This window comes from Saccharothrix sabaoui (assembly GCF_051756985.1).
Classification (GTDB): domain Bacteria; phylum Actinomycetota; class Actinomycetes; order Mycobacteriales; family Pseudonocardiaceae; genus Actinosynnema.
On record NZ_JBPKJK010000055.1, the window covers coordinates 23,594 to 47,952 of the forward strand.

At 75.0% G+C, this 24,359-nt stretch carries 25 protein-coding genes; 18 read left to right on the top strand and 7 right to left on the bottom strand.

Annotation, left to right across the window (positions count from 1 at the left end):
• The first annotated feature begins 54 nt into the window (after positions 1-54).
• The 6 genes from ACR807_RS18910 (at position 55) to ACR807_RS18935 (ending at position 4,689) form a co-directional block, all read left to right on the top strand.
• Positions 55-1,008, top strand: coding sequence for a GDSL-type esterase/lipase family protein (locus ACR807_RS18910; protein WP_438922656.1), 954 nt, complete (start codon positions 55-57; stop codon positions 1,006-1,008).
• Positions 1,009-1,091: 83 nt separating this feature from the next.
• Positions 1,092-1,232, top strand: a complete 141-nt coding sequence (locus ACR807_RS18915; protein ID WP_438922657.1) for a hypothetical protein — start codon at positions 1,092-1,094, stop codon at positions 1,230-1,232.
• A gap of 2 nt (positions 1,233-1,234) precedes the next feature.
• Entirely contained in the window at positions 1,235-2,320 is a 1,086-nt protein-coding gene (locus ACR807_RS18920; RefSeq protein WP_438922658.1) for a pyridoxal-phosphate dependent enzyme, read from the top strand.
• Positions 2,317-3,534 (top strand): ATP-grasp domain-containing protein, encoded by a 1,218-nt coding sequence (locus ACR807_RS18925; RefSeq protein ID WP_438922659.1) that lies wholly within the window; start codon positions 2,317-2,319, stop codon positions 3,532-3,534. Before ACR807_RS18920 ends, ACR807_RS18925 begins: the two co-directional genes overlap by 4 nt.
• Positions 3,531-4,085, top strand: coding sequence for a sigma-70 family RNA polymerase sigma factor (locus tag ACR807_RS18930; RefSeq protein ID WP_438922660.1), 555 nt, complete (start codon positions 3,531-3,533; stop codon positions 4,083-4,085). Before ACR807_RS18925 ends, ACR807_RS18930 begins: the two co-directional genes overlap by 4 nt.
• A gap of 31 nt (positions 4,086-4,116) precedes the next feature.
• Entirely contained in the window at positions 4,117-4,689 is a 573-nt protein-coding gene (locus ACR807_RS18935) for a mycothiol transferase (protein ID WP_438922661.1), read from the top strand.
• Between the two features lie 19 nt (positions 4,690-4,708).
• Here ACR807_RS18935 and ACR807_RS18940 read toward each other — a convergent pair whose 3' ends face one another.
• Positions 4,709-5,257: an ArsR/SmtB family transcription factor gene (locus ACR807_RS18940; RefSeq protein WP_438922662.1), complete on the bottom strand. Its 549-nt coding sequence runs from the start codon at positions 5,255-5,257 to the stop codon at positions 4,709-4,711.
• A 93-nt stretch (positions 5,258-5,350) separates the two neighbouring features.
• On the opposite strand from ACR807_RS18940, the gene ACR807_RS18945 reads away from it, so the two are divergent.
• Positions 5,351-7,183 carry a S9 family peptidase gene (locus ACR807_RS18945; protein ID WP_438922663.1) on the top strand — a complete coding sequence of 611 codons (1,833 nt, stop codon included), beginning with the start codon at positions 5,351-5,353 and terminating at the stop codon, positions 7,181-7,183.
• A gap of 6 nt (positions 7,184-7,189) precedes the next feature.
• Here ACR807_RS18945 and ACR807_RS18950 read toward each other — a convergent pair whose 3' ends face one another.
• Both ACR807_RS18950 and ACR807_RS18955 read right to left on the bottom strand, forming a co-directional pair.
• A complete protein-coding gene (locus ACR807_RS18950; protein ID WP_438922664.1) occupies positions 7,190-8,185 on the bottom strand; it encodes a YdcF family protein in 996 nt (331 codons plus the stop codon).
• 132 nt (positions 8,186-8,317) lie between these two features.
• On the bottom strand, positions 8,318-9,058 hold the full coding sequence (locus tag ACR807_RS18955) for a carbonic anhydrase family protein (protein ID WP_438922665.1): 741 nt from the start codon (positions 9,056-9,058) through the stop codon (positions 8,318-8,320).
• A 359-nt stretch (positions 9,059-9,417) separates the two neighbouring features.
• On the opposite strand from ACR807_RS18955, the gene ACR807_RS18960 reads away from it, so the two are divergent.
• The 4 genes from ACR807_RS18960 to ACR807_RS18975 all read left to right on the top strand — a co-directional run bounded on the left by ACR807_RS18960 (position 9,418) and on the right by ACR807_RS18975 (position 11,828).
• Complete coding sequence (locus tag ACR807_RS18960; RefSeq protein ID WP_438922666.1) at positions 9,418-9,816, top strand: ATP-binding protein; 399 nt, start codon at positions 9,418-9,420, stop codon at positions 9,814-9,816.
• Between the two features lie 281 nt (positions 9,817-10,097).
• Entirely contained in the window at positions 10,098-10,982 is an 885-nt protein-coding gene (locus ACR807_RS18965) for a universal stress protein (RefSeq protein WP_438922667.1), read from the top strand.
• A gap of 4 nt (positions 10,983-10,986) precedes the next feature.
• The gene (locus ACR807_RS18970) at positions 10,987-11,205 is read left to right on the top strand and encodes a DUF6343 family protein (protein WP_438922668.1); all 219 of its coding nucleotides are present in this window, start codon (positions 10,987-10,989) and stop codon (positions 11,203-11,205) included.
• Positions 11,206-11,216: 11 nt separating this feature from the next.
• Positions 11,217-11,828 (top strand): histidine phosphatase family protein, encoded by a 612-nt coding sequence (locus ACR807_RS18975; protein WP_438922669.1) that lies wholly within the window; start codon positions 11,217-11,219, stop codon positions 11,826-11,828.
• On the opposite strand, the gene ACR807_RS18980 is transcribed toward ACR807_RS18975, so the two are convergent.
• Complete coding sequence (locus tag ACR807_RS18980; RefSeq protein WP_438922670.1) at positions 11,825-12,844, bottom strand: LacI family DNA-binding transcriptional regulator; 1,020 nt, start codon at positions 12,842-12,844, stop codon at positions 11,825-11,827. The two genes, ACR807_RS18975 and ACR807_RS18980, sit on opposite strands and share 4 nt — an antisense overlap.
• 338 nt (positions 12,845-13,182) lie before the next feature.
• Here ACR807_RS18980 and ACR807_RS18985 point away from each other — a divergent pair, with 338 nt between their 5' ends.
• The 5 genes from ACR807_RS18985 to ACR807_RS19005 are packed head-to-tail and all read left to right on the top strand — an operon-like array spanning position 13,183 to position 18,085.
• Positions 13,183-14,487, top strand: coding sequence for an ABC transporter substrate-binding protein (locus tag ACR807_RS18985; protein ID WP_438922671.1), 1,305 nt, complete (start codon positions 13,183-13,185; stop codon positions 14,485-14,487).
• Positions 14,484-15,383, top strand: coding sequence for a carbohydrate ABC transporter permease (locus ACR807_RS18990; protein WP_438922672.1), 900 nt, complete (start codon positions 14,484-14,486; stop codon positions 15,381-15,383). The genes ACR807_RS18985 and ACR807_RS18990 overlap by 4 nt, the downstream gene beginning before the upstream one ends.
• Positions 15,380-16,222: a carbohydrate ABC transporter permease gene (locus ACR807_RS18995; RefSeq protein WP_438922673.1), complete on the top strand. Its 843-nt coding sequence runs from the start codon at positions 15,380-15,382 to the stop codon at positions 16,220-16,222. Before ACR807_RS18990 ends, ACR807_RS18995 begins: the two co-directional genes overlap by 4 nt.
• A gap of 7 nt (positions 16,223-16,229) precedes the next feature.
• Positions 16,230-17,732: an arabinosylfuranosidase ArfA gene (gene arfA, locus ACR807_RS19000; protein ID WP_438922674.1), complete on the top strand. Its 1,503-nt coding sequence runs from the start codon at positions 16,230-16,232 to the stop codon at positions 17,730-17,732.
• Positions 17,733-17,773: 41 nt separating this feature from the next.
• Positions 17,774-18,085 carry a hypothetical protein gene (locus tag ACR807_RS19005; protein WP_438922675.1) on the top strand — a complete coding sequence of 104 codons (312 nt, stop codon included), beginning with the start codon at positions 17,774-17,776 and terminating at the stop codon, positions 18,083-18,085.
• A 36-nt stretch (positions 18,086-18,121) separates the two neighbouring features.
• Here the strand turns inward: ACR807_RS19005 and ACR807_RS19010 are convergent, their stop codons facing one another.
• Positions 18,122-18,532 (bottom strand): hypothetical protein, encoded by a 411-nt coding sequence (locus ACR807_RS19010; RefSeq protein WP_438922676.1) that lies wholly within the window; start codon positions 18,530-18,532, stop codon positions 18,122-18,124.
• Positions 18,533-18,784: 252 nt separating this feature from the next.
• Here ACR807_RS19010 and ACR807_RS19015 point away from each other — a divergent pair, with 252 nt between their 5' ends.
• A complete protein-coding gene (locus ACR807_RS19015; protein WP_438922677.1) occupies positions 18,785-19,204 on the top strand; it encodes a protein-tyrosine phosphatase family protein in 420 nt (139 codons plus the stop codon).
• A gap of 6 nt (positions 19,205-19,210) precedes the next feature.
• Here the strand turns inward: ACR807_RS19015 and ACR807_RS19020 are convergent, their stop codons facing one another.
• Complete coding sequence (locus tag ACR807_RS19020) at positions 19,211-22,483, bottom strand: ATP-binding protein (protein ID WP_438922678.1); 3,273 nt, start codon at positions 22,481-22,483, stop codon at positions 19,211-19,213.
• A gap of 137 nt (positions 22,484-22,620) precedes the next feature.
• Here ACR807_RS19020 and ACR807_RS19025 point away from each other — a divergent pair, with 137 nt between their 5' ends.
• On the top strand, positions 22,621-23,499 hold the full coding sequence (locus ACR807_RS19025; protein ID WP_438922679.1) for an alpha/beta fold hydrolase: 879 nt from the start codon (positions 22,621-22,623) through the stop codon (positions 23,497-23,499).
• Here the strand turns inward: ACR807_RS19025 and ACR807_RS19030 are convergent.
• On the bottom strand, positions 23,489-24,268 hold the full coding sequence (locus ACR807_RS19030) for a helix-turn-helix transcriptional regulator (protein ID WP_438922680.1): 780 nt from the start codon (positions 24,266-24,268) through the stop codon (positions 23,489-23,491). The genes ACR807_RS19025 and ACR807_RS19030 overlap by 11 nt on opposite strands.
• Positions 24,269-24,359: the final 91 nt, after the last annotated feature.

Sequence of the window (24,359 nt, forward strand, 5' to 3'; positions counted from 1 at the left end):
CACTGTGGCCGGCCGGGTAGGCTGGGAGACGATCTTCACCTGAAGGGGGCCGACGTGCCGGGAGTTCGACGGACCGCACCGCTCGGGACGCTGCTGGTCGGCGCGCTGGTGGCGCTCGCGGCGTGCACCTCCGCGCCGAGCGGGGACGCCCCCTTCACCGCCTCCTCCCCTCCGACGTCGTCCGCGGCGTCGTCGGAGGGCAGCGCCCCGCCCACCCCGTCCGGCGAACGCGTGTACGTGTCGCTGGGCGACTCGTACGCGACCGGCTACCGCCCGGCGGCCGACGGCGCCCCGGCGGGTTCCTCGGAGGACGGCTTCGCCCACCTCGTCGCCGACCGGGCGGACCTGCGGCTGGTCAACCTCGCGTGCAGCGGCGCCACGTCCGCGCAGCTGCGGGGCGAACCGGGCTGCTCCCCCGCCAACCGCGCCGCCGGCGCGCCGGACCCGGCGGGCACCCAGCTCGACGCGGCCGTGCGGGAGCTGCGCGAGAACCGGGGGCGGGTGGGCCTGGTGACGGTGGTGATCGGCGGCAACGACCTGGCGCCGTGCGCGCGGGCGTCGGACATCCTGACCTGCGCGTCCAAGGCCGTCGCCGACGTCCGCGCCAACCTGGCCGCCGTCCTGCCCGCGCTGCGCGACGCCGCCGGCGACGCCCCGATCGTGGGGTTGACCTACCCGGACGTGTTCCTCGGGGCGTGGGTGTCCCGCGAGTTCCCGAACGGGCAGGACCTCGCCCGCCTGTCGGTGTCGCTGTTCCGGGACTTCTTCAACAGCGCGCTCAAGGCCGAGTACGAGAAGGTCGGGGCGACGTTCGTCGACGTCACCGCCGAGACCGGCGGCTACGGGCCGTTGACCGAGACGACGCAGGACCCCACCTGGGGCGAGGTCCCGACGCCGGTGGCGAGGGTGTGCGAGCTGACGTACTTCTGCGACCTCACCGACGTGCACCCCACGCCCGAGGGTCACGAGGCCATCGCCGAGGCCGTGCTGGCCGCGACCGGCCGCTGACGGTCGTCCCGGCTGCGGTTGGCGGGAACCGATCGGGTGGCGCGTCCGACCTCTGGGCGACGGCAACCCTGCGGAGGTCAATCGTGGAACGACGTACTTTTCTGCGCGCCCCGGCGCTGCCGGTCGGCGTGACGGCCGGGGAGCGCTTCCTCGGCGCGCGGGTCGCCCAGCGCGCCGAGACGGTGCTGGAGCACGAGCGGCGCGGCACCACGTGGCGGGCCTGACCGTGACCACCCGGCCCGAGGTGGACGTCGCGCGCGGGCGCGCGACACCGGTCCACGAGCACATCACCGACGCGGTCAAGGCGCCCGCGCTCGTCCGGCTCTCCCCCGGCACCGTGCTGGTCCGCTTCGAGACGCTCAAGGTCTACGCCGCGCTCGGCGCGGTCCGCCACCTCCTGGACAGCGGCGTGGTCCGCCCCGGGCAGGCGGTGGTGGACAGCTCCAGCGGCATCTACGCGCTGGCGCTGGCCATGGCGTGCCACCGCTACGGGCTGCGCTGCCACGTCGTCGCCTCCACCACGGTCGACGACGGCCTGCACGCGCAGCTGGAGATCCTGGGCGTCACCGTGCACCGGATGCCGCCGTCGGACGACCTGCGGCTGGACCAGAACCGCCGGGTGGCCCGCGTGCGGGAGCTGCTGGCGGGCGACCCGGACCTGCACTGGATGCGGCAGTACCACGACCCGGTGCACCACCTCGGCTACGGCGAGCTGGCGGGCCTGCTGCGCTCGGCGCTGCCCGGCGAGGCGCTGACGGTGGTCGGCAGCGTCGGCACCGGGGCCTCCACCGGGGGGCTCACCCGCGCGCTGCGCGAGCACGACCCGGAGACCCGGCTGGTCGGCGTGCAGCCGTTCGGCAGCGTCACGTTCGGCAGCGACCGGTTCACCGACCCCGACGCGATCATCGCGGGGATCGGCAGCGCCATCCACTTCGGCAACGTCCACCACGAGCTGTACGACCGCGTGCACTGGCTGGACTTCCGGCACGCCATGGCGGGCACGATCGCCCTGATGCGCGAGCACGCCGTGTTCGCCGGCCTGTCCACGGGGGCGGCGCACCTGGTGGCGCGCCGGGAGGCCGCGAGCTGCCCGTCCCGCACGCACGTGGTCATCGGCGCGGACACCGGCCACCGCTACACCGAGCGGGTGTTCGCCCGGCACCGCGAGGCGCTCGACCCCGCGCTGCTGTCGCCCGTGGAGATCACCTCGCTCGACGAACTGACCCCGCCGTGGGCCGCGATGGAGTGGGCGCGGCGCCCCCGCGGCCCGCTGGTGCCCGCGCAGGAACGCCGGAAGGACCCCGTGCCGTGACCGTCGCCCTGCTGGAAGCCCTCACCTTCGGCCTCGGCCGCCTCGCCGACGCGGCCCGCTCCGCCGGCCACGACCTCGTGCTGCTGACCGGGGACCGGTCGATCTACGCCCACGAGCTGTCGCGGTGCGGCGACCGGGTGCGGGTGGTCGACGTCGACACCACCGACGTGGCGGCGTGCGAACGCGTGCTGCGCGACCTGCCCGACCTGGCCGGGCTGATCAGCTCCACCGACACGTGGGCGCTGCCCGGGGCGGAGCTGGCCGACCGGCTGGGGCTGCCGGGACCGGCGCCGGCCGCGGTGCGCGTGCTGCGCGACAAGGGCGCCGTGCGGGCGCTGCTGCACGAGCACGGCCTGAGCCGCGGCGGCCCGCTCGACCCCGCCGCGGCGGACACCTTCCCGTTGGTGCTCAAGGACTCGGCGGGCACGTCGTCGCGCGGGGTGTGGCTGTGCCGCACGCCCGCCGAGCGCGACGCCGCGCTGCGCGAGGCGGCCGGCACCCCGCTCAAGGGCCGCCTGGTCGCCGAACCGTACTTCGCCGGTCCCCTCTACAGCGCCGAGACGGTCACCTGGCGGGGCCGCACCAGGCTGCTCGGCGTGCTCAGCCGGCAGCTGTCGCCCGAACCCGTGCGGCGGGAGGAGGCCGCCGCGTTCCCGGTCGCCCTCCCGGCCGACGAACTGTCCGGTGTGGACTCGTGGATCGGCCGGGTGCTCGCGGTCGTGGGCCACGACAGGGGGTTCGCGCACACCGAGTTCGTGCTCACCGCGGACGGTCCGGAGGTGGTGGAGGTCAACGCGCGCATCGGCGGCGCGCTCGTCGGCGAGGCGCTGTGCCGGGCGCTGGGCGTGAACGCCTACACCGCGATGGTGTCGATGGCGCTCGGCGAGGAGCCCGTCCTGCCGGACGGGGCGGTGCGGACCGCGACCGGGTTCGTGCTGCTCTACCCGCACCGGGCCGGCGTGCTGGAGGGCTGGTCGGGGCTGGACCGCCTGGCGGAGCTGCCCGGCGCGCCGGAGTGGTACCCGACCGCGAGGCCCGGTGACGTCGTGGAGCACCTGACCGACCAGCGGTCGTGCACCGGCATCGTGCTCGCCGAGGGGCCGACCGCCGAACTGGCCCTGCACCGCGCGCTGGCGGCCGCGGGCGGCATCGCGCCCCTGGTCCGTTCGGCGCACGAGTTCCCGCCGGGACGTGGTTACGATCCGGAGTCGTGACAACACGTGACGACGAGGTTACGCGGTGGGCACTGCGCGCCCGAGCGGGCGACCGGGACGCGCTGGAGCGGTTCGTGCGCGCCACCCAGCGCGACGTGTGGCGCTTCGTCGCCCACCTGGCCGACGTCGGGGTGGCCGACGACCTCGCCCAGGAGACCTACGCCCGCGCGCTCACCACCCTGCGTCGGTTCGCCGGGCGCTCGTCCGCGCGCACCTGGCTGCTGGTGATCGCGCGCCGGGTGGTGGTGGACCAGGTGCGCATGGCGCGGTCGCGGCCCCGGCTGTCGCCCGGCGCGGACTGGGTGCGGGAGGCCGACCGCGCCGCGCCGCACAGCGGGTTCGAGGGTGTGGTGGAGCTGAACGTGCTGCTCGACGCCCTCGCGCCGGACCGGCGCGAGGCCCTGGTCCTCACCCAGGTGCTCGGCCTGCCCTACGCCGAGGCCGCCGACGTCGTGGGGTGCCCGATCGGCACGATCCGCTCGCGCGTCGCCCGCGCGCGCGAGGACCTGCTGCGCGCGGCGGGCCACGACGAGGCCACCGAGGTGGGCTGAGGGGCGCCGCGCGGGGTCTACGGTGGCGGTCGTGGACGAGAACGACTCCCCCTGGGAACCGCCCCTCGCCGGCACCGAGGCGGAACACCTCGTCGGCGCGCTCGACCGGCTGCGCACGACCTTCCGCTGGAAGGCGGACGACCTCGACGACGCCGGGCTCAAGACCCGCGTCGGCGCGTCCTCGCTGACCCTCGCGGGCCTGCTCAAGCACCTGGCGTTCGTGGAGGACCACGCGTCCACGGTCAGGCTGCGGGGCGGGTCGCCCGGCGCGCCGTGGGACGCCGTGGACCCGGACGAGGTGGACGGGTGGGCGTTCGCCTCCGCCGCCGACGACACCCCCGAGCGGCTCTACGCGCTGTGGGACGGCGCGGTGGCGCGGTCGCGGGCGCGGCTGGCCGAGGCGCTGGCCGACGGCGGGCTCGACCAGCCCTCCCACCTGGTCTGGCCCGACGGACGTCGCGCGAGCCTGCGCCGGGTCGTCTTCGACCTGGTCGAGGAGTACGGCAGGCACACCGGGCACGCGGACCTGATCCGGGAGGCCGTCGACGGGCGCGTCGGCGAGGACCCGCCCGCCGGGTGGCGGCCCCGGAGCGGAACGCCCTGACCGCCGGCGGGCGCGGGGTTCAGGAGGCCGCGCCGGACCCCGGTCGGGCGGCCAGGGACCACAGGTAGCCCAGGGTCTCGCCGTCCGGCTCGTCGCGCCCGGCGAACTCGACGAGCAGGGCCTGCACGCGTTCCTTCAGCTCCGCCTGCGACTCCGCGCCCAGCCGCAGCACGCCGCGCGCGGTCTCGCGGACGGCGTCCGGTCCCGCCTCCAGGACCTCGGCGCGGTGGGCGGCGAGCAGGGCGAGGTCGACCTGGTGCCCCAGCCCCTCGCCGGAGTCGTCGGCCAGGCCGAGCCGCCACGTGCGGCCGGTCGCGCGGTAGGGGCGTTCCAGCGCGCCGCGCGCGCCCGTGCGCACCGGTTCGGCGGCCAGGAAGTCGGTGCGCACCAGCGCCCGGACGTGCCGCAGCACGGTCGCCGGGGCCACGCCCAGCAGCTGGGACAACTCCTTGTTGGTCAGCGCCCGGTCCCAGCACAGCCGCAGGATGCGCCAGCGCAGGGAGTGCGCCAGCGCCTTCAACTCGGCGACCGTGGCGTCGCGGGGCGGCTGGTCGGGCACGGCGGGCACACGCAGAGGTTAACGCACCCCGCCTTGCCGCACCCGTGACCGATTTGCTTGACTGCTATCGATTGCAGGAAGTGAAATCACTTGGGGGTGGGCGTGGAGCCGAACGGGAGCCGAACGGCGGGCTGGACGGACTTCGAGTGGCTGTCCGGCGCGGAACCGAGCCCGGACGGCGAGGCCGTCGCCTACGTGAGCGACCGGTCCGGCAGGCCGCAGCCGTGGGTGCTGCCCCTGGCCGGCGGACCGGCGCGGCTCGTCGAGGTGCCCGGCTCGGTCGGCCGCTGCCTGTGGCGGCCGGACGGCGAGCGGCTGCTGGTGGTGACCGACCTCGACGGCGGCGAGGACCACCGGCTGGCCGAGGTCGACCCGGTCACCGGCGAGGTCGGGTGGCTGGCCGCCGAGGAGGGCGTGCGGTACGAGGTCGGCGTCCCGCACGGGCACACCGGGCGGCCCTACAGCGCGGACGGCGCGCTCCTGGCGTACGCGAGCAACGCCCGCGACCGCGAGGTGTTCGACGTGCGGGTGCGGGACCTGCGCACCGGCGAGGACCGGATCGTGCTGCGCGGCGACGACCGGTACGTGCCGATGGGCTTCTCCCCCGACTCCCGGCTGCTGCTCGTGCTGCGGCTGCACCAGAACACCGACCACGCCCTGTTCGTGTGCGACCTGGTGGACGGCACGACCCGGCGGGTCACCCCCGACGACGGCCCGGCGAAGCACGAGCCGGTCGCGTGGCTGCCCGACTCCTCGGGCTTCTACCTGTGCACCACGTGGGGCCGGGACTTCCTCGGGCTCGCGCTGCTGTCGCTGACCGGGGAGCTGACCCGGGTGGACGCGCCGGCGGCCGACGTGGAGGGCGCGGCGCTGTCGCCGGACGGCACGCGCCTGGCGTGGGGCCGCAACGAGGACGGGTTCACGCGGCTGCGGTGGGCCGAGGTCGGCGGCGAGGCGCGGGACGTCGAGGGGCTGCCGCCGGGGGTCGCGGTGACCGAGTTCGGGCTCGACGGGCACGTCCTCCGGTTCACGCCGACCGGGGAGCTGCTGGTGCAGCTCGGGCGGCCGGACGCGGCGACGGACCTGTACCTGGTCGACCTGCCGCGCGGCGCGGCCCGCCGGTTGACCGACGCGGGCGCCGGGCTGCCCGGCACGCCGGTGGTGCCGGAGGTCGTGCGGGTCACGAGCGCGGACGGCCTGACCGTGCCGTCCCTGCTGTACCGGCCGCCGGGGGCGGACGCCGGTCACCCCGTGCCGCTCGTGGTGACCGTGCACGGCGGTCCGGAGTGGCAGTCGCGCCCGGTGTTCGACCCGTACGTGCAGGAGCTGCTGGCGCGCGGCACCGCCGTGGTGGCGCCCAACGTCCGCGGCTCGTCCGGGTACGGGCTGCGCTACCAGCGGTCGGTCTACCGCGACTGGGGCGGCGGGGACCTCGCCGACCTGGAGGCGGTGGCGCGGCACGTCCGGGAGCTCGACTGGGTCGACGGCGACCGGCTCGGCGTGCACGGCGCGTCCTACGGCGGGTTCGCCGCGCTGGCCTGCCTGAGCGCACTGCCCGACCTGTGGCGCGCCGGGGTCAGCGAGTGCGGCTCGTCGGACCTGCTCACCGACATCCGCTCGTTCCCGCCGACGTGGCGCAAGCGGGCTGTCGAGTGGATCGGCGACCCGGACGACCCGGCGGACGTCGCGCTGCTCACCGCCCGCAGCCCGCTCGCGAACGCCCACCGGATCAGCGCGCCGGTGCTGATCATGCACGGCGAGAACGACGCGCGGGTGAGCCCCGAGGAGTCCGAGCAGATGTACCGGCGGTTGGTGGAGCTGGGCAAACCCGCGGAGCTGGTGCTGCACCCCGGCGTGGGGCACGGCATCGACCGGGCCGGGCTGGCGGCGACCGTGGACCTCGTCGCGTCCTGGTTCGCCCGGCACCTCCGGTAGGGCCGGCTAGAGGACCAGCAGCAGGTACAGGCCGACGAGCAGGCCGCACGTCACGGTGTGCGCGACCTTGTTCTGCACCAGCAGCGCGGCGAACTCGCGCAGGAAGGCGCTCGGCAGGAAGTACGCCGCCGTGGGCGCGCCGATGATCTGCATCCGCAGCCTGAGCCGGCGGGCGGTCACGGCGGCGCGGAAGACGTGGAAGTTGTTGGTGACGCCGACCGCGCGGCCGTGCCACCCGTGGTCGGCTAGCACCTTCGCGCTGTAGGCCAGGTTCTGCTCGGTGGTCGTGGAGCGGTCCTCCAGCAGGACGCGGTCGTCGGGGACGCCGCGGCGCAGCAGGTAGTCGCGCATCGCCGCCGCCTCGGACACGTCCTCGCCCGGCCCCTGCCCGCCCGAGACGACGACGAGCGGCGTCCGCCCGGAGCGGGTCTCCCGCTCGTAGACCCGGATCGCGCGGTCGAGCCTGCTCGCCAGCAGCGGCGGCACGCGGTCGCCGATGAGGCCCGCGCCGAGCACCACGACCGCGTCGTAGCCGCTGCGCCGGCCGAGACCGCCGTAGACGACCGAGTACAGCAGGAGGCTGACGAAGAGGAACGCCACGTAGGCCGCCACCACCAGCAGCGACCCGATGACCGCGTCCACCGCGGGGCCGGTGCGCCTGGTGAGGAAGCCGAACGCGGCCACCACGCCGAAGATCGCCAGACCGGCCAGCAGCGACAGCAGGTTGGCCAGGCCGAACCCCTCGCGGCGCAGCACCAGCACCCCGTTGGCGATCAGCGCGACCGGCAGCACGAAACCCAGCCCCAGCATCAGGACCACGAACGCGTACCCGAGCGCGACCTCCGGCCACCCCTCGGTCCGGGCGGCCCGGAACAGCACCCACAGCAGCAGGAGCAGCAGCGTGACGCCGAGCCACACCGCGTTGCTCACCCGCCTCCGGTCGCGCACGACGCCGACGACGAAGAACAGCGCCGGCACGACCGCGGCGATCCCGAAGATCATGCGGCCAATCTAGGCGGCGGCCCCCGCGGTCGCCGCACGGGCACCACCGCGGCGGCGGGCGTTCGCGACCCGGCGGCGCGGGACGGGGGTCTGCGTCCCCGTCCCGCGCCGCCGGGTGTGCGGGCCGTGCCGTCAGATGTGCGGGACGTCGACCTGGACGGTCCGGCCGTTGAGCGGCTGGGGCGCCCGGGAGTTGCCCTCGTAGAACATGTGCTGGAAGCGGGAGACGGTGGCCTGGGTGACCGTCTTCTCCTGCATCAGGAACCACTGCACGCCCTCGGTGAAGGGGGCGGTGGTCAGCGAGCCGGTGTAGCGGGCGGTGGCGCGGTTCGCCGGCAGCAGGGTGTTGAGGTCCACGTCGGCGATGTGCACCTCCTCGCCGCACTCGGGCGCGAGGTGCGCGAGCACCCGGTCCACGGTGGACGGGGCGCCGACGCGCAGCGGGACGCCGATGACGAGCAGCTTGCCCGCGGCGCTGCGGTGCACCAGGTGCATCTCCAGCGGGTCGGCGTGGCCGGCGAACCGGTGCTCCGACGGCGTGTGGAAGTGGAACTGGACGAGGTCGTAGCGGACCCCGGACAGCGTGACGTGACCCGCGCCGGGCTCGACCTCCGCCTCCTCGGTCTCCTCGTGGTCGCGCACCGAGCAGCCGCTGGCGGTGGCCTGGTCCTTCTGCACGTAGTGCAGGCCCAGGTCGGCGTGCCCGTAGGAGACCTGGAGGTGCGGCAGGCCCGGGTTGAACCGGATCGAGGAGGGCGAGATGTCGATGGGGCTCTGCAGCGGCACCTGCGACTCGGCCGGGGCGACCCCGGCGGTCAGGAGCGCGCTGAGGACGACGGGGATGGCGATGGCGACGACGCCTTTTCTAGCCACGATGGGTGCAGCCCTTCAGGACACATAACCCAGACGGGGATCGACCCGCCTGGCGGGACCGCATCATCTTTCACCCGGACGAGTGAAAGCGAAAAGGCAATAAATCACCGGTTTAGGTCAATCTAGACATATCACTTTGTGCTTTGCGTCACGAAGTTCGACTTCGACTGCATATTCGGGAAATTGCTTTAGCACGAATGGAGCAACGACCGGGAAAACCCGGGACGTCGTGCGACCGCACGACCGGATGACGACGTGACGGCCGGACGGTCGAGAGGCTTCACCCGGTCGCGTGTTTGAGACACCCGACCAGGGGATACCTGAGACCGACGCCTCGAAGTCGTCGAGGTGTTGGAGGTGTGCGTGTGATGAAGATGGCGGGGCCGCTGGACCAGGGCCTCGACCTGGTGCTCGACGAGGTGCCGACGCCGCCCGAGGTGGACGTGTGGGTCCGCCACGTGACGCGGGGCGTGGGCATCCGGCCGGTGGACGACTTCGTGCGGATCGCGGCGGAGCTGATCGACAACGCCCACCGCCACGCCGAGGGTCCCTACCGGGTGAGGCTGTGGCGCGTGGACGACTGCGGCGCGCTGCGGGTCCAGGTCGTCGACCGCAGCCCGAGCGACCTGCCCGTGCTGGGCAGACCCGACGTCCCGGCGCTGGGCAGCGGGCTGGTCATGGTCAACCGGTTGTCCTCGCACTGGGGCTTCGAGTGCGACCACGGCGACAAAACCGTCTGGGCCGAAGTCAGACCCTAGCTCCCCACCCTCCCCCACCCGAGAGTCCAACGCCCAGACCTCGAGAGTCCAACGCCCGGGACCCGAGAGTCCAACCTCCAGGAACCCTGAGTTCTTCATTCGGGCATACCGACCGGTCGGCTCGAACGAAGAACTCACCGGGCCTGGGCGTTGGACTCTCGCGGCTTGAGCGTTGGACTCTCGGGGCCTGAGCGTTGGACTCTCGGCACGGTCGGGGGGTTGGTGGTTGCCGGTCGGCGGGCCGGGGTAGCCGTGGGCCTACTCCGGAGGAGGTCGTGCGCATGGCGGTGGACGGGCGGCAGGCGGTCGTGGTCGGGGTGGACGGCTCCGCGCAGTCGCGGGCGGCCGCGTCGTGGGCCGCGCGGGAGGCGGCGAGCAGGAACCTGCGGCTGGTGGTCGTGGCCGCGGTGCACGGGCCGTTCCCCGAACTGGTGTTCACGGTCGGCGCCGCGCCGCTGCCCGAGGTGGTCACCGAGGAGTCGGTCCGCGAGTTCGCCGGGTCCCACCTGCGCGAGGTCGCCGAGGAGTGCCGCGCGATCACGCCCGACGTCGAGGCGCACCTCCTGCCCGGCCGCCCGGCCGAGGTGCTGCGGGAGGTCGGCGCGGACGCGGAACTGGTCGTGGTCGGCTGGTCGGGCCGCACGGGGCTGGCCAAGGCGCTGCTCGGCTCGACGGCCGCCGACCTCGTGCACCACGGCGACCGGCCGACGGTCGTGGTCCGCGACTCCGGCGTGCTGGGGCAGGCGGTCGTGGTCGGCGTGGACGGGTCGCCGTCGAGCGGCCGGGCCGCGGACTTCGCGTTCGACCACGCCGCGCGCCACGGCCACCGCGTGGTCGCCGTGCACGCGTGGGCCGACGCGGTGATGCCGGTGGCCGTGCCCGAGCTGGGCTGGAACCACGACTGGGACCGCGTGCGGGTCGCCGCCGAGGAGGTCGTCGAACGCGACCTGGCCGAGCGGCGGCGACGGTACCCGCAGGTCGAGGCCGAGCTGCTGCTGGCGTTCGACAACCCGGCGCACGTCCTGCTGGAGCAGGCGCACGGCGCGGCGCTGCTGGTCGTCGGCAGCCGCGGTCGCGGCGCGGTGCGGCGGGCGCTGCTGGGCTCGGTGAGCCACGCGGTCGTCTACCACGCGCCGTGCGCGGTGGCCGTCGTCCACGGGGAGTGAGGCCGTGACCGACGACCTGCCCCCGCCGGCGCCGCCGCGCAGCGCCCTCACCCTGCGCCTGTGGCTGGCCGGGTTCGGCATCGTGTTCGACGGCGTGGCGGCCTGGTTGTGCTTCCGCGCCGGCCTCACGTGGGCGGGCGTCGCCCTCGCCGTGCTGGCCGTCGTGCTGGTAATCGACTTCGGCTGGGTGGTCCACCGCAAGCGGCGCGGTGATCAGGGCTAGCCTGTCCGGCCATGCGCCTGATCCTCGTGCGCCACGGCGAGTCGCTGCACCACGTCCGCGGTATCGCGTCCGCCGAACGCGGGTGCCCCGGCCTGTCCGACCTCGGCCGGCTCCAGGTGTCGGCGCTGCGGGACCGGTTCGCCGCCGAGCGCCTGCACGCCGACGTGCTGCTCACCAGCCCCGCCGTCCGCGCCCGCCAGACCGCGGACCTGCTGCGCCACGCGCTCGGCGAGCCGCCGGTCGTGGAGGAGCGCGGCCTGACCGAGCTGCGGCTGGGTGAGGGCGACGGCCTGAGCGGCGACGAGTTCCGCGCCCGGTACGAGCCGTTCGACCTGGTCGCCGAACCGGACCGGCCGATCTGCCCCGGCGGCGAGACGTGGCACGGTTTCAGCTCCCGCGTGCGGGACACGCTCGACGGCCTGGCCGCCGAGCACCGGGGCCGGACCGTGGTGGCCGCCACGCACGCCGGTTTCGTGGTGCTCGCGTTCCTGGTGCTGTTCGGCGTGCCCCGCCCCGGCACGGGTGCCCGGCTGGACCCGGACTTCGCGTCCGCCACCGAGTGGGAGCACGACGGCGCGTCGTGGCGGCTGGTCCGCCTCAACGACACCGCGCACCTCGGTTAGCCGCGCCCCACCGTGCTGCGCCTCGGGACGAGCCGGTGGGCGGCGCGCACCTCCACCCCCGGCAGGGGTTCGGCGCTGCCGATGCGCTCCAGGACGCGGTCCACGGCGGTCGCGGCGATGGCCGCCTTGTCGGGTGAGACGGTGCTGATCGGCGGGTTGGAGTAGCGGCCCTCCTCGATGTCGTCGTACCCGATGAGCGCCAGGTCCTCGGGCACGCGCAGGCCGCGCTCCAGCGCCGCGTGCAGTGCGCCAAGGGCGACCAGGTCGCTGTAGCAGAACACGGCGTCCGGCGGGTCGGGGCGGTCGAGCAGCAGGTGCATCGCGCCGGAGCCGTCGGCGCGGTTGAACCTCGGGGTGGGGACGATGAGCGACTCGTCGACCGGGAGCCCGGCGTCGGCGTGCGCCTGCCGGTAGCCCCGGGTGCGCAGCTGCGCCGCCTCCCCCGTCGGGTACGGCTGGTCGCCGATGGCCGCGACGCGCCGCCTGCCCAGGCCGATCAGGTGCGCGGTCGCCTCGCGGGACGCGGTCACGTCGTCGATGCCGACGTGGTCGAACACGCCGTTCGACACGCGTTCGCCGAGCACCACCAGCGGCAGCGACGGGTCCACCGCGGCCAGGTCCTCCTGGGACAGGCCGAGCGGGCTGAAGATCATCCCGTCGAACAGCAGGGCGCGGCCGGCGCGGCGCACCAGGTCGCGCTCGTGCCCCGGGTCGCCGTCGGTCTGGTCGACCAGCACGGTGTACCCGCGGTCGCGGGCGCGCGGGATGATCGCCTGGAGCAGTTCGGCGAAGTACGGCGTGTCCAGGTAGGGCACGACGACCGCGAGCTGCCCGGACCGGCCGTAGACGAGGTTGCGGGCCAGCACGTTGGGCCGGTAGCCCAGTTCGGCGATGGCGCGCTCGACCTTCTCGCGGGTGCGGTCGGTGACCCGGGCGTACCCGTTGACCACGTTCGACACCGTGCGCGGGGACACGCCCGCGAGCAGGGCCACGTCACGCAGCGTGGCGTCGCGCATGGTCCTCCTCCGCCCGACCGGGACGGGTGCCGGGTGCTGGCGGGAAGTGTGCACGCCACCGACGCGCACGACAAACAGGGCGCGCGGTTGGTTCGAATGGCGCACCGATCGGGTCTTGCAGCGCGGTAACACGGGGTGGATAGTGCTTTGCAGCGCAGCAAAACCCGGTGCCACGGCGGCATCCCGGGTCGGTGCCCACCGAGCCCGGCGGTCGTGGTGCAACGCCTGATCGGTTCCGCGGCCCTCGCGCGGGATCGCCGCCGCACCCCCCACTTCCCGTCGCGGTCACCCACCGCGACGACAGCCGCGCGCCCGTCCGCGGCGGAGAGGCGCTGTCCATGATCAAGCGGTTGGGAAGGCTCGCGCACGTGCTCGCCGCGGGCGCCCTGCTCGCGGTCGCCGGCTGCGGCGGCGCGGCGGACGACGACGGCCCGGTGCGCGTGTCCGTGTGGGCCTGGTACCCGGAGTTCAAGAGCGTGGTGGAGGCGTTCAACGCCTCCCACCCCGGCATCCGGGTGGAGTGGACCAACGCCGGCACCGGGGCGGACCACTACGCCAAGCTGAAGACCGCGTTCACGGCGGGCAGGGGCGCGCCGGACGTGGCGATGGTGGAGTTCCAGCAGATCCCGACGTTCGTCATCCTCGACGCCCTGGTCGACATGGGGCAGCACGGCGCCAACGACGACGAGGCCCTGTACGCCGAGTGGGCGTGGGACCAGGCCACCGACGGGGACCGGGTGTACGCGATCCCGGTGGACGGCGGCCCGATGGCGCTGATGTACCGCCGGGACCTGTTCGAGCAGCACGGCATCCCGGTACCGGCCACCTGGGACGAGTACCGCGCCGCCGCCGAGCGCATCAAGGCCGTCGCCCCGGACTCGTTCGTCGCGAGCTTCGGCAGCGACGGCGGCTGGCTCAACGGCCTGATGTGGCAGGCCGGGTGCCGCCCCTACGGCTACTCGTGGACGGGGGCGCGCGACCGGGTGCGGCTCGCGCTGACCGCGCCGGAGTGCCGCAAGGTGGTCGACTTCCACGGCGACCTGGTCTCCCGGGGGCTCATGGCCGGCGACCCGTTCTTCACCGCCGACGCCACCGCCGCGCTCGACTCCGGCAAGTACTGGACGTGGGCCGCCGCGGGCTGGACGCCCGGCTACGTGGCCGGGTCGCTGAAGAACACGGCGGGCAAGTGGGCGGTCGCGCCGATGCCGCAGTGGACGGCGGGCGCGGACGAGCAGGGCGACTGGGGCGGCTCGACGTTCGCCGTCACCAAGCAGGCGAAGGACCCCGGGGCGGCCACGACGGTGGCGCGCGAGCTGTTCGGGAGGTCCGCCGAGGCGTGGGACGTCGGGCTGAACAAGGCGTTCCTCTACCCGCTGGTCAAGGAGGTGGCGGCCGACCCGGCGTTCACCGGCAAGCCTTACGAGTTCTTCGCGGGCCAGAAGGTGAACGAGATCTTCGTGCCGGTGTCGGAGAAGCTCGACGAGTTCGAGTACACGCCGTTCCAGGACTTCGTGTACGGCGAGCTGGAGGACCGGACCGCCGAGGCGGTGGCGGGCAGCAGGCCGTGGGGCACGGTGCTGGAGGCGGCGCAGGACAACGTCGTCGCCCACGCCGAGCAGCAGGGCTTCAAGGTCGACCGGTGACGGGGACCGGGGGGACGTCGAGGAGGCGCGTCACCGCGCACCCCGTCGCCGGGGCGTTGTTCGTCCTGCCGTTCTTCCTCGTGGTCGTGGCGTTCCTGGTGGTGCCGCTGGGGTACGCGTTCTGGCTGAGCCTGTCCAGCCGCAGCCTCGCGCTGGGCACCCGGTTCACCGGCCTGGAGAACTACGCCCGCGCGTTCACCGACCCCGTGCTGCTCGACGGGCTGCTGCGGGTGGTGCTGTTCGGCGCGGTGCAGATCCCGGTCATGCTGGGCGTCGCCCTGGCGGGCGCGCTCGCGCTGGACGCCGTGACGACGCGGTTCGCGGTGGTGTTCCGGCTGGTGGCGTTCATGCCGTACGCGGTGCCCGCGGTGATCGGCGCGCTCATGTGGGGTTTCCTCTACAGCCGCACGTTCGGGCCGTTCGGCGACGTGCCGACGTGGTTCGGCGGCGAGCCGATCGACTTCTTCGGCACGCCGTGGCTGCTGGTGTCGCTGGGCAACATCGTCACCTGGGCGTGGACCGGCTACAACATGATCGTCCTGTACTCGGCGTTGCGGGGCGTGCCGCGCGAGACGTACGAGGCGGCCGTGGTCGACGGCGCGTCGCAGGTGCAGCTCGCGCTGCGGGTGAAGGTGCCCGCGATCCGGTCGGCGATCGGGCTGGCCGCGATCTTCACCGTCATCGGGACCATGCAGTTCTTCACCGAACCGCAGGTGATGGCCCGGTTCGCGCCGCAGATCTCCAGCGGGTACACGCCGAACCTGTACGCCTACAACCAGGCGTTCGCCTACTCGGACTTCCACTACTCGGCGGCCATCTCGTTCGCGCTCGGGTTCGTGGTGTTCGTGGTGGCCTACGCCGTGGTCTTCGTCCGGCGGAGGGGGACCCGGTCGTGACCGTACGCACGAGGCTGCCGCACCTGCTGATGTTCGCGGGGGTCGTGTACTTCCTGGTCCCGCTGCTGTGGGTGCTGATCGCGGCCACCAAGAGCCAGCAGGGGCTGCTGTCCAGCCCGGCGCTGTGGTTCGCCGACGAGTTCAGCCTGGTGGACAACATCAGGCAACTGTTCCGCGAGGACGACGGCGCGTACGGCCGCTGGGCCGCCAACACCGCCCTGTACTCCGGGGTGAGCGCGGTGGGCGCGACCTCGCTGGCCGCGCTGGCGGGCTACGGGCTGGCGCGGTTCTCGTTCCCGGGCAAGCGCCTGTTCGAGACCGCGCTGCTGGGCATGATCATGGTGCCGGCGACGGCGCTCGTGCTGCCCACCTACCTGATCCTGTCCGAACTGGGTCTCGTGGACACGGTGTGGGCGGTCGTCCTGCCCTCGCTGCTCAGCCCGTTCGGCACCTACCTGATCCGGGTGTACGTCGCGGAGAGCGTGCCGGTGGACCTGCTGGAGGCGGCGCGCATCGACCGCGCGGGCGAGCTGCGGATCTTCTGGCGGATCGCGCTGCCGATGATGCGCCCAGCCCTCGTCACCGTCTTCCTGTTCACCCTGGTGGCGACCTGGAACAACTACTTCCTGCCGCTGGTCATGCTCAGCGACGCCGACCTGTACCCGCTGACCGTGGGGCTGACCACCTGGTTCAACACCGCGCAGCAGGAGGCGGGCACGCGCGTGCTGTTCAACCTGGTCGTCACCGGCTCGCTGCTCGCGATCGTCCCGCTCGTCGTCGCGTTCGTCCTGCTCCAGCGCTTCTGGCGCAGCGGCGCGAGCGCGGGCACCTTCAAGTAGGAGGACCATGCTCACCGCTTCCCTCGCCCTGAGCCCCGACCACGTGGTCGCGCCCGTGCGCCGCCGGCTGTTCGGGTCGTTCGTCGAGCACCTGGGCCGGTGCGTCCGCACGGGCATCCACGAACCCGACCACCCGACCGCCGACGAGGACGGCTTCCGCCGCGACGTGCTGGAGCTGACCCGCGAGCTGGGCGTCACCGTGGTCCGCTACCCGGGCGGCAACTTCGTGTCCGGCTACCGCTGGGAGGACGGCGTCGGCCCGGTCGCCTCCCGGCCGACGCGGCGCGACCTGGCGTGGCGGAGCATCGAGGACAACGCGGTGGGCCTGGACGAGTTCGCGCGCTGGGCCCGCAAGGCGGACGTGGAGGTCATGTACGCGGTGAACCTCGGCACGCGCGGCGTGGCCGAGGCCCTCGACGTGCACGAGTACGCCAACCACGAGGGCGGCACGCACCTGTCGGACCTGCGGCGCGCCAACGGCTCCCCGTCGCCGCACCGGATCGGGCTGTGGTGCCTGGGCAACGAGATGGACGGCCCGTGGCAGACCGGGCACAAGACCGCGCACGAGTACGGCCGGCTGGCGGCGGAGACGGCGCGGGCGCTGCGCCAGGCCGAACCGGGCCTGGAGCTGGTCGCGTGCGGCAGCTCCGGCTCGTCGATGCCGACGTTCGGCGCGTGGGAGGACACCGTCCTGGAGCTGACCTACGACCAGGTCGACCACATCTCCCTGCACGCCTACTACGAGCCGCTGGACGGCGACGTGGCCAGCTTCCTCGCCTCCGCCGCGGACATGGACCGCTTCATCGAGCGGGTGGTGGCGACCGCCGACGCGGTGGGCGCGCGGCTCAAGAGCGACAAGCGGATCACGCTGTCGTTCGACGAGTGGAACGTCTGGTACCTGAGCCGGTTCCAGGCCGACCCGCCCACCGAGTGGCGGGTCGCGCCGCCGCTGCTGGAGGACGTCTACGACGTGACCGACGCGGTGGTCGTGGGCAGCCTGCTGATCTCGCTGCTGCGGCACAGCGACCGGGTGGCGGTCGCCTGCCAGGCCCAGCTGGTCAACGTGATCGCGCCGATCCGCACCGAACCCGGCGGGCCCGCGTGGCGGCAGACGACGTTCCACCCGTTCGCGCTGACGTCGCGGCTGGCGCGCGGCGACGTGCTGCGGGTGGTCGTGGACTCCCCCACCACGCCCACCGCGCGCCACGGCGACGTGCCCGCGGTGGACGCGGTCGCCACGCGGTCCGACGACGGCGGCACGGTGCTGTTCGTGGTCAACCGGCACCTGACCGAGCCGGTCTCGCTGACCGTGCCGCTGGCCGCGCTGGGTCCGCTGGAGGTGGCCGAGGCGTGGAGCCTGCACGACGAGGACCCGTCGGCGAGCAACACGCGCGACGCGCCCGACCGCGTCACCCCGACGGCGCTGTCGGTCGACGTCGGGGACGGCGTGCTGCGGACGACCCTGCCGCCGGTGTCGTGGCACGTCATCCGGTTGGCCCAGCGGGGCTGAGACCGCCGTCGTGCGTTGTGCCCGCGGGTACGGTGGACCGCATGGGCGGACCGCTGTGGACGTTCCTGATGGGGTTCGGCCCGATCCGCCGTGAGGTCGAGCACGCGATCGCCCTCGCCGTGGACGAGCGGTCGCGCGCCGACCGGCAGGTCGTCGAGGAGGTGCGCGAACGGCTGGTCCGCGAGTGCGACGAACGCCTTGAGGGCCTGGTCGTGGCCAACGCCGCGCTGGAGACCGAGACCGCCGACGCGAAGCGCCGCGCGGCCGGGCTCCGGGCCGCGGTCACCGAGTTGGAACGCCGGTTGGCCGAGTGCGAGGCGGCGGGGCCGGAGCGGGGCGGCGGGACCGGGTAGGACGCGGTGCGCGGGTCCCCGGGCGGTCCCGTCCCGTCAGGGCCGCCAGCGCCCGTCGTCCTCGTCCCGGTCGTCGTCCACGAGGTGGGCCAGGGCGGCGCGGGCGGCGATGAGGGCGGCCCTCGTGGCGTCCGGGTCGCCGCCGGCGGCGTGCGTGAAGGCGTTGCCCAGGTAGCCCTGGACCAGGGTGAGCGGGTCGGACGGCGATCTGACCACCAGTCCCGCCTGGACCGGGGCCACCGCCGCGGTGAACGCGGTCAGCATGGATTCGAGCACCGGACCGGCCTCCGCGTCGCGCAGGGCGCGCGGGGACAGGGCGGCGATGGCGGCGTCCACGGCGGTCGCCAGCACGACGACCGGCTCGGGCGCGGGCCCCCGGTCGTGGGCGGTGGCCGACCCGGCGCGCGTCTGCCGCGGCACTGCGAGGGGCGACGGCTCGCTGTTCACGTGACGAGGGTAAGGCCGGCGCGGGGAGCCGATTGCCGTGCATCTGCACGTGCACCCGCACGGAGCAGTCGGGATATTCCACGGCAGCCCGCCCACCTGCGGGAACAGCCCTGCCGGCCGCCCGGTCGGGGGACTGCGGGGATGCCTTCGGGGTCGGGCGCGTCCCCGCCCCCGTCCCCGCCCCCGTTGTCGTGACCGGAGGTCCGGTGGGCCAGAATCGCGTCCTGGTCACCGATGCCCGAGGGGGATGACATGTGGGAGGAAGGGGCACCGGGGGTGCTGCGCCTGCCGTCCGGGCGGCTCGTGCGGGGGCGAGGTTTGCGACGCCCGCTGCCGGAAGGGCCGGAGCCGCGGTTCGGCCTCTACCTGCTGGGCTCGGAACCGCCCGCGACGGCGTGGGAGCGGCGGTGGGTGCGGTGGCCGGACTTCTGGCTGCCGTCCGACCGCGCCGACTTCGGCGAGGCCCTGCGCGACCTGCTGGCGCGTGCCGACGGGGAACGCGTGGAGGTCGCCTGCGGGGGTGGCGTGGGCCGCACGGGCACCGCACTGGCCTGCCTGGCGGTCCTGGACGGCGTGCCCGCCGGCGAGGCCGTCGCCTACGTGCGCACCCACTACTCGCACCGCGCGGTGGAGACGCCCTGGCAGAAGCGCTTCGTCGCCCGCTTCGGCTGAACGCCGTCAACCGGTCCGCGCGCCCGCGAGGGCGGCGGCGGTCCAGTGCGGGGCGCCCGCTCGGCGGGCCACGGCCTCGGCCCGGCGGTAGTGGGCGGCGGCCTGCTCGTGGTCGCCCAGGGCCCTGGCCAGGTCGCCGAGGTGGTGGGCGACCGGGCCGAGGGTGAGCAGGCCGCTGCCCGCGCCCGCCAGTTCGTCGCGGGCCGGCAGCAGGGCGTCGTGCAGGCGGGCCGCGGCGGCGCGGTCGCCGGCGGCGAGGGCGGCCCGGGCGTGCAGGCAGAGCCTGACCTCCAGCAGCAGGTCGTGCGGCGGGTCGGGGATGTCGGCGGCCGGTCGGGTCCACGGCTCGTGCGGTCCGGGGTCCGCGTCCGGCTGCGGGAGGTCGAGGGTGAGCAGGGCCAGGGGCAGCAGGCCCGCGGACAGGCCGGGCATGCCGGTGGACGGCAGGCGCGCGGCGGCGGCGCGGTAGGCGGAGGCGGCCTCGTCGCGGAGGCCGGTGATCGCCAGGCGCAGGGCGGCGTACCAGTCCGTGAAGACGGAGACCAGCGGGAGGTCGTGGCGGTCGGCCAGCGCGTCGGCCTCGGCGGCGTGGTGGTCGGCGGTGGCCAGGTCGGCCAGCGCGGCGTGCGCCTGGAGCTGGATCAGGTGGGCCAGCACCTCGAACGCGACGAGGTGGTGGCGGGCGGCGAGGGCGTGCAGCTCCGCGCCGATCCGGGCGCGTTCCGGCGCCAGGCCCGTGCGGTGGAACTCGTGGAGGAAGCGGCCGTTGAGGGCCAGGGCGAGGAGGAGCGGGTCGTCCAGCCGGCGGGCGAGCGCCTCGGCCTCGCGGGCGGCCCCGGCGCCGCGCGGACCGGTGTCGGCGCGGCGTTCCAGGGCGATGGTGACGAGCAGTCGGGCGCGTTCCCGGTCGTACCCGGCGGGCAGGGCGGCGAGGGTGCGCTCGGCGGCCGTGACCAGGCGGGCGGACAGGGCCTCGTCGTCGTTGGTGGTCCAGATCGCGGGCACGTCGGACGACCCGATGACGGCGGCCGTGCGCACCGGGTCGCCCAGCGCCTCGGCCGCGGTGACGGCGTCGGCGCGGTACCGCCGGGCGGCGGGCAGGTCACCGGTGACGGACAGGGTCCGGACCAGGCCCATGAGGGCGTCGAGGCGGTCCGGGCCGTCGAGGCGGTTCGGGCCGTCGAGGCGGTTCGGGGCGTCGCGGCGGTCCGGGGCATGGCGGCGGTCCGGGGCGTCGGTGCCGGTGAGGTCCAGGACCGCGCGCCACAGGCGGGCGGCCTCGTGTGGCGCGAAGCGGTGCTCGGCGCGTTCGGCGGCGGCGCGGGCGTGGTGGGCGGTGCGGCCCGGGTCGGCCCGACCGCCCGCGCGCAGCAGGTGGTGGGCGACGGCCTCGACCTCGTCCGGCCGGATCGCTTCGAGGACGTCGGCGACCGCGAGGTGCCACCGGGCGCGGCGGGCGCGGGCGGTGTCCTCGTACAGGGCTTCCTGGACGAGGGCGTGGGCGAACCGCAGGTGGTCGGCGTCCCGTTCGACCAGGAAGCCCGCCGCCAGCGCGGACTCCACCGACGTCAGCACGCCCTCCTCGTCGCCCGCGAGCCGCACCAGCACGTCCAGGTCGACGTCCTGGCCGAGGACGGCGGCCTGCCTCAGGTGCGTGCGGGTCCCCTCGGGGAACGCGGCCAGGCGGTGCCGGATCACGTCGCGGACGCCGGTCGGGACCGCGTGCGGCACGGCGTCGCCCCCGGCCCGCCACAGCCGGGTCAGCTCGCGCACGAAGAACGAGTTGCCGCCGCTGCGCCGGTGGATCATGCGGACCTCGGCGGGTGTCGGCCGCCGCCCCGGGGTGGCCCGCACCAGCTCCCCCACCTGCGGTTCGGTCAGCCCGCCCAGGTAGGCGCGGACGGGTTCGGCGCGGGCGGCCCGGGCCAGCGCGCCGGCCAGCGCCGGTGAGATCTCGGTGGACCGGTACGTGCCGACGACCAGCACCCGCTCGGCGGCCGGGTCGGTGACCAGCGAGATCAGCAGGGCCAGGGTCTCCTCGTCGGCCCAGTGCAGGTCGTCGAGCACCAGCAGCACGCGCCCGAGCCCGCCCACGGCGACCGCGACGGCCCGGTGGCGCTCGAACCGCGACCCGGAGGGGACGTCGGGCAGCCCCAGCGCCTCGCGCACCTGCGTCCACGGCCAGTCGGCGGGCGCGCCGGGCGGTTCGGGGCACGCGCCCCACGCGACGCGCCACCCCGCACCGTCGAGGCGACCGGCGAACGCCCTGGCCAACGCGGTCTTCCCGGCACCGGCCGCGCCGGAGAGCAGCACCAACCGCCGCCCCTCCCCCGCCGCCCGGTCCAGCTCGGCCAACTCGTCCGCCCGTCCGACGAACGGGTATCCGGAGCCGGCCGAGGTCGCGCCCGCCCGGTCGGCCGGCGGCACGTCCGATGCAGGGTCCGACACGGCCTGCGGCGGGGTGCCCGGCGCACTGTGCGGCGCAGGGTCCAGCGAGGTGCCCGCCTCGGCGACCGGTGACAGGTCGAGGTGCGGTGCCTGGGCCAGCACGTCGTGCTCCAGCCGCCGCAGCCCGGCTCCCGGGTCGACGCCCAGCTCGGCCCGCAGCACCTCGCGCGCCGACCGCAGCTCGGCCAGCGCCTCGCCCTGCCGCCCGGTCCGGTAGAGGGCCAGGGCCAGCAGCGCGCGCCCGTCCTCGCGCAGCGGGTTCGCCGCGACGTGCGCCCGCAGGTCCGGCACCGACTCGGCCGCCAGGCCCAGCGCCAACGCCGCCTCCGCCCGCCGTTCCAGGGCGAGCAGCCGCAGCTCGTCCAGCCGGTCCGCCTCGCCGCGCGCCCAGCCGTGCCCGGCGAACTCGGCGTACGCCGGTCCCCGCCACAGCGCCAGCACCTCGTCGAGCAGCGCGCGGGCCTCCGCCGGCCGGTCCGCCAGCAGGCGCGTCGCCCCCGCGACCCCCTCCTCGAACCGCCAGGCGTCCACCTCCGACGCCCTCAGCGCGTACCCCGGCGCGGCGGTGACGAGCAGCCGCGCGGGTGTCCTGGGTGGACGGTCCGGCTCCAGCGCCTTGCGCAGCGCGCCGACGAACGTCTGCACCGCCCCGACCGCGCCGTCCGGTGCGCCGTCCTCCCACAGGTCGTCGACCAGGCGCTCGACCGGCACGACCCGCCCCCGCGCGACCAGCAGGCGCGCCAGCACGGCGCGGTGCCGGGGCCCACCCAGGCCGACCGGCCCGCGCGCGTCCTCGGCCACCACCGGCCCCAGCACCCGGAACTCCACCATCGCGGGGACCAACCCTACGCGGCACCCGCGGTGGTGCCGGCCAAGCGCGGACCGGGTGCTGATCGGGCGCTGACCGGGTGCTGACCGGGTGCTGATCGGCGGGCCGCAGCCTGGTGGCACACCACGAAGGAGTCACCATGCCCCCCAGGATCACCGGGTTCACCGAGCAGCGCGTCACCGTCGCCGACGGCGTGTCGCTGCACGTCGCCGTCGGCGGCTCGGGCAGCCCCGTCGTGCTGCTGCACGGCTTCCCGCAGACCCACCTGATGTGGCGGCACGTCGCCGCCGACCTGGCCGCCGACCACACCGTGATCGTCCCCGACCTGCGCGGCTACGGCGCGAGCGACAAGCCCGCCGACACCGACGGCCGCACCTACTCCAAGCGGGTCATGGGCGACGACGTGGTGGCCCTGGCCCGCGCGCTCGGCCACGAGCGGTTCGCCCTGGCCGGGCACGACCGGGGCGCGCTGGTCGCGGTCCGCGCCGGCCTCGACCACCCCGGGGCGGTGACCCACCTGGCGTCGCTGGACGTGCTGCCGACGCTCGACACGTGGGACGTGATGCACGGCACGAGCGCCGCGGTCGGCTTCCACCTCTACCTGATGGCGCAGCCGCCCGGCCTGCCGGAGGCGATGATCGCGGGCGCGGCGGACGAGTTCTTCGGCCACTTCCTGGACGTCTGGGCCACCGACCCGGCCGCGATCCCGGCCGACGTGCGCGCCGAGTACCTGAGGGCGTCGCGCGAGGCGGTGCCGTCGATCGTCGCGGACTACCGGGCCTCCGCCGGCGTCGACGTCGAGGACGACCGCGCGGACCTGGCGAACGGCGTCGTGCTGCGGATGCCGGTCACCGTGCTCCAGCAGGACTGGGGCGCGGCCCTCGGCTTCGACGCCGCCGCGCGGTGGCGGGCGTGGGCCCCGGACCTCGACCACCGGACGGTGACGTGCGGGCACTTCATGGCCGAGGAGGCGCCGGCGGAGGTCGTGAAGGCGCTGCGGGACCTGCTCACCCGCTAGCGCGGTGCACCACCGCGCCCAGGCCGGCGCGGTTGGTCAGGCCCAGCTTCCGGAACACCCGCTCGACGTGCTTGTGGACGGTGCGCACGCTGATGCCGAGGCCCCTGGCGACCTCGGCGTCGGTCGCGCCCTCGGCGATCCAGTGCGCGACCTCGCGCTCCCGCGCGGTCAGGTCGGCCAGCGCGGTGGGCGAGCGGAGGTGCTGGGCGTCGAGCAGCGCGCCGGTGCGGGTCGCGGCGCCCAGGGCCGCCAGCCGGGCCCGCTGCCGCCTGGCCTGGCCGAGGTGCGGGACGAGCAGGTCGAGCACCGCCCGGTCGCGGCCGGTGAAGCCGGGGCGCGACCGGTTGAGCACCGCGGTCAGGCCGATCCTGCCGGTGAGGCGGATGATGCCGAGCAGTTGGTCCGCTGTGCCCTGCGGGCGGTAGAAGTCCGCGTAGAGCGGCAGGCGGCGCAGTTCGCGCGGCGTGACCAGGTCGGTCAGCGCCACCGACTCGCCCACCGCCAGGCGGCCCGAGCGGTAGGCGGCGAAGCCGGGGTGCCCGGACACGGCGTCCGCGAAGCCGGGCCTGCCGGTCAGGTCGCGGTCGGGGTGGGTCAGCGTGACGGCGGCGAGCCTGCGCGACACGTGGTCGCTGTCGATCACGCTGACCTGGTCGCACCCCACCAGGCGACCGAGCAGGACGAGGCCGGTGTCCTCGGCGTCGTCCTCGTGCAGCGCGTGCACGACGTCCAGGGCACCCCGCAGGTCGCGTGCGTGGAGTTCGGCCATGTGGGTTGAGGAGGCGGCACGCCCCGCGCAGATACGGACGCCAGGAGCCCCCAGTGCCCCTGGCGTCCGCGCGCCGGCCCCCGCGGGCGGC

Excerpts from the sequence above, each read along its gene's own strand:
- ACR807_RS18950 (WP_438922664.1), bottom strand. The coding sequence starts at position 8,185 with ATGATCTTCGGGATCGCCGCGGTCGTGCCGGCGCTGTTCTTCGTCGTC.
- ACR807_RS18965 (WP_438922667.1), top strand. The coding sequence starts at position 10,098 with ATGGCGGTGGACGGGCGGCAGGCGGTCGTGGTCGGGGTGGACGGCTCC.
- ACR807_RS18975 (WP_438922669.1), top strand. The coding sequence starts at position 11,217 with ATGCGCCTGATCCTCGTGCGCCACGGCGAGTCGCTGCACCACGTCCGC.
- ACR807_RS18980 (WP_438922670.1), bottom strand. The coding sequence starts at position 12,844 with ATGCGCGACGCCACGCTGCGTGACGTGGCCCTGCTCGCGGGCGTGTCC.
- ACR807_RS18985 (WP_438922671.1), top strand. The coding sequence starts at position 13,183 with ATGATCAAGCGGTTGGGAAGGCTCGCGCACGTGCTCGCCGCGGGCGCC.
- arfA (WP_438922674.1), top strand. The coding sequence starts at position 16,230 with ATGCTCACCGCTTCCCTCGCCCTGAGCCCCGACCACGTGGTCGCGCCC.
- ACR807_RS19005 (WP_438922675.1), top strand. The coding sequence starts at position 17,774 with ATGGGCGGACCGCTGTGGACGTTCCTGATGGGGTTCGGCCCGATCCGC.
- ACR807_RS19015 (WP_438922677.1), top strand. The coding sequence starts at position 18,785 with ATGTGGGAGGAAGGGGCACCGGGGGTGCTGCGCCTGCCGTCCGGGCGG.
- ACR807_RS19020 (WP_438922678.1), bottom strand. The coding sequence starts at position 22,483 with ATGGTGGAGTTCCGGGTGCTGGGGCCGGTGGTGGCCGAGGACGCGCGC.
- ACR807_RS19025 (WP_438922679.1), top strand. The coding sequence starts at position 22,621 with ATGCCCCCCAGGATCACCGGGTTCACCGAGCAGCGCGTCACCGTCGCC.
- ACR807_RS19030 (WP_438922680.1), bottom strand. The coding sequence starts at position 24,268 with ATGGCCGAACTCCACGCACGCGACCTGCGGGGTGCCCTGGACGTCGTG.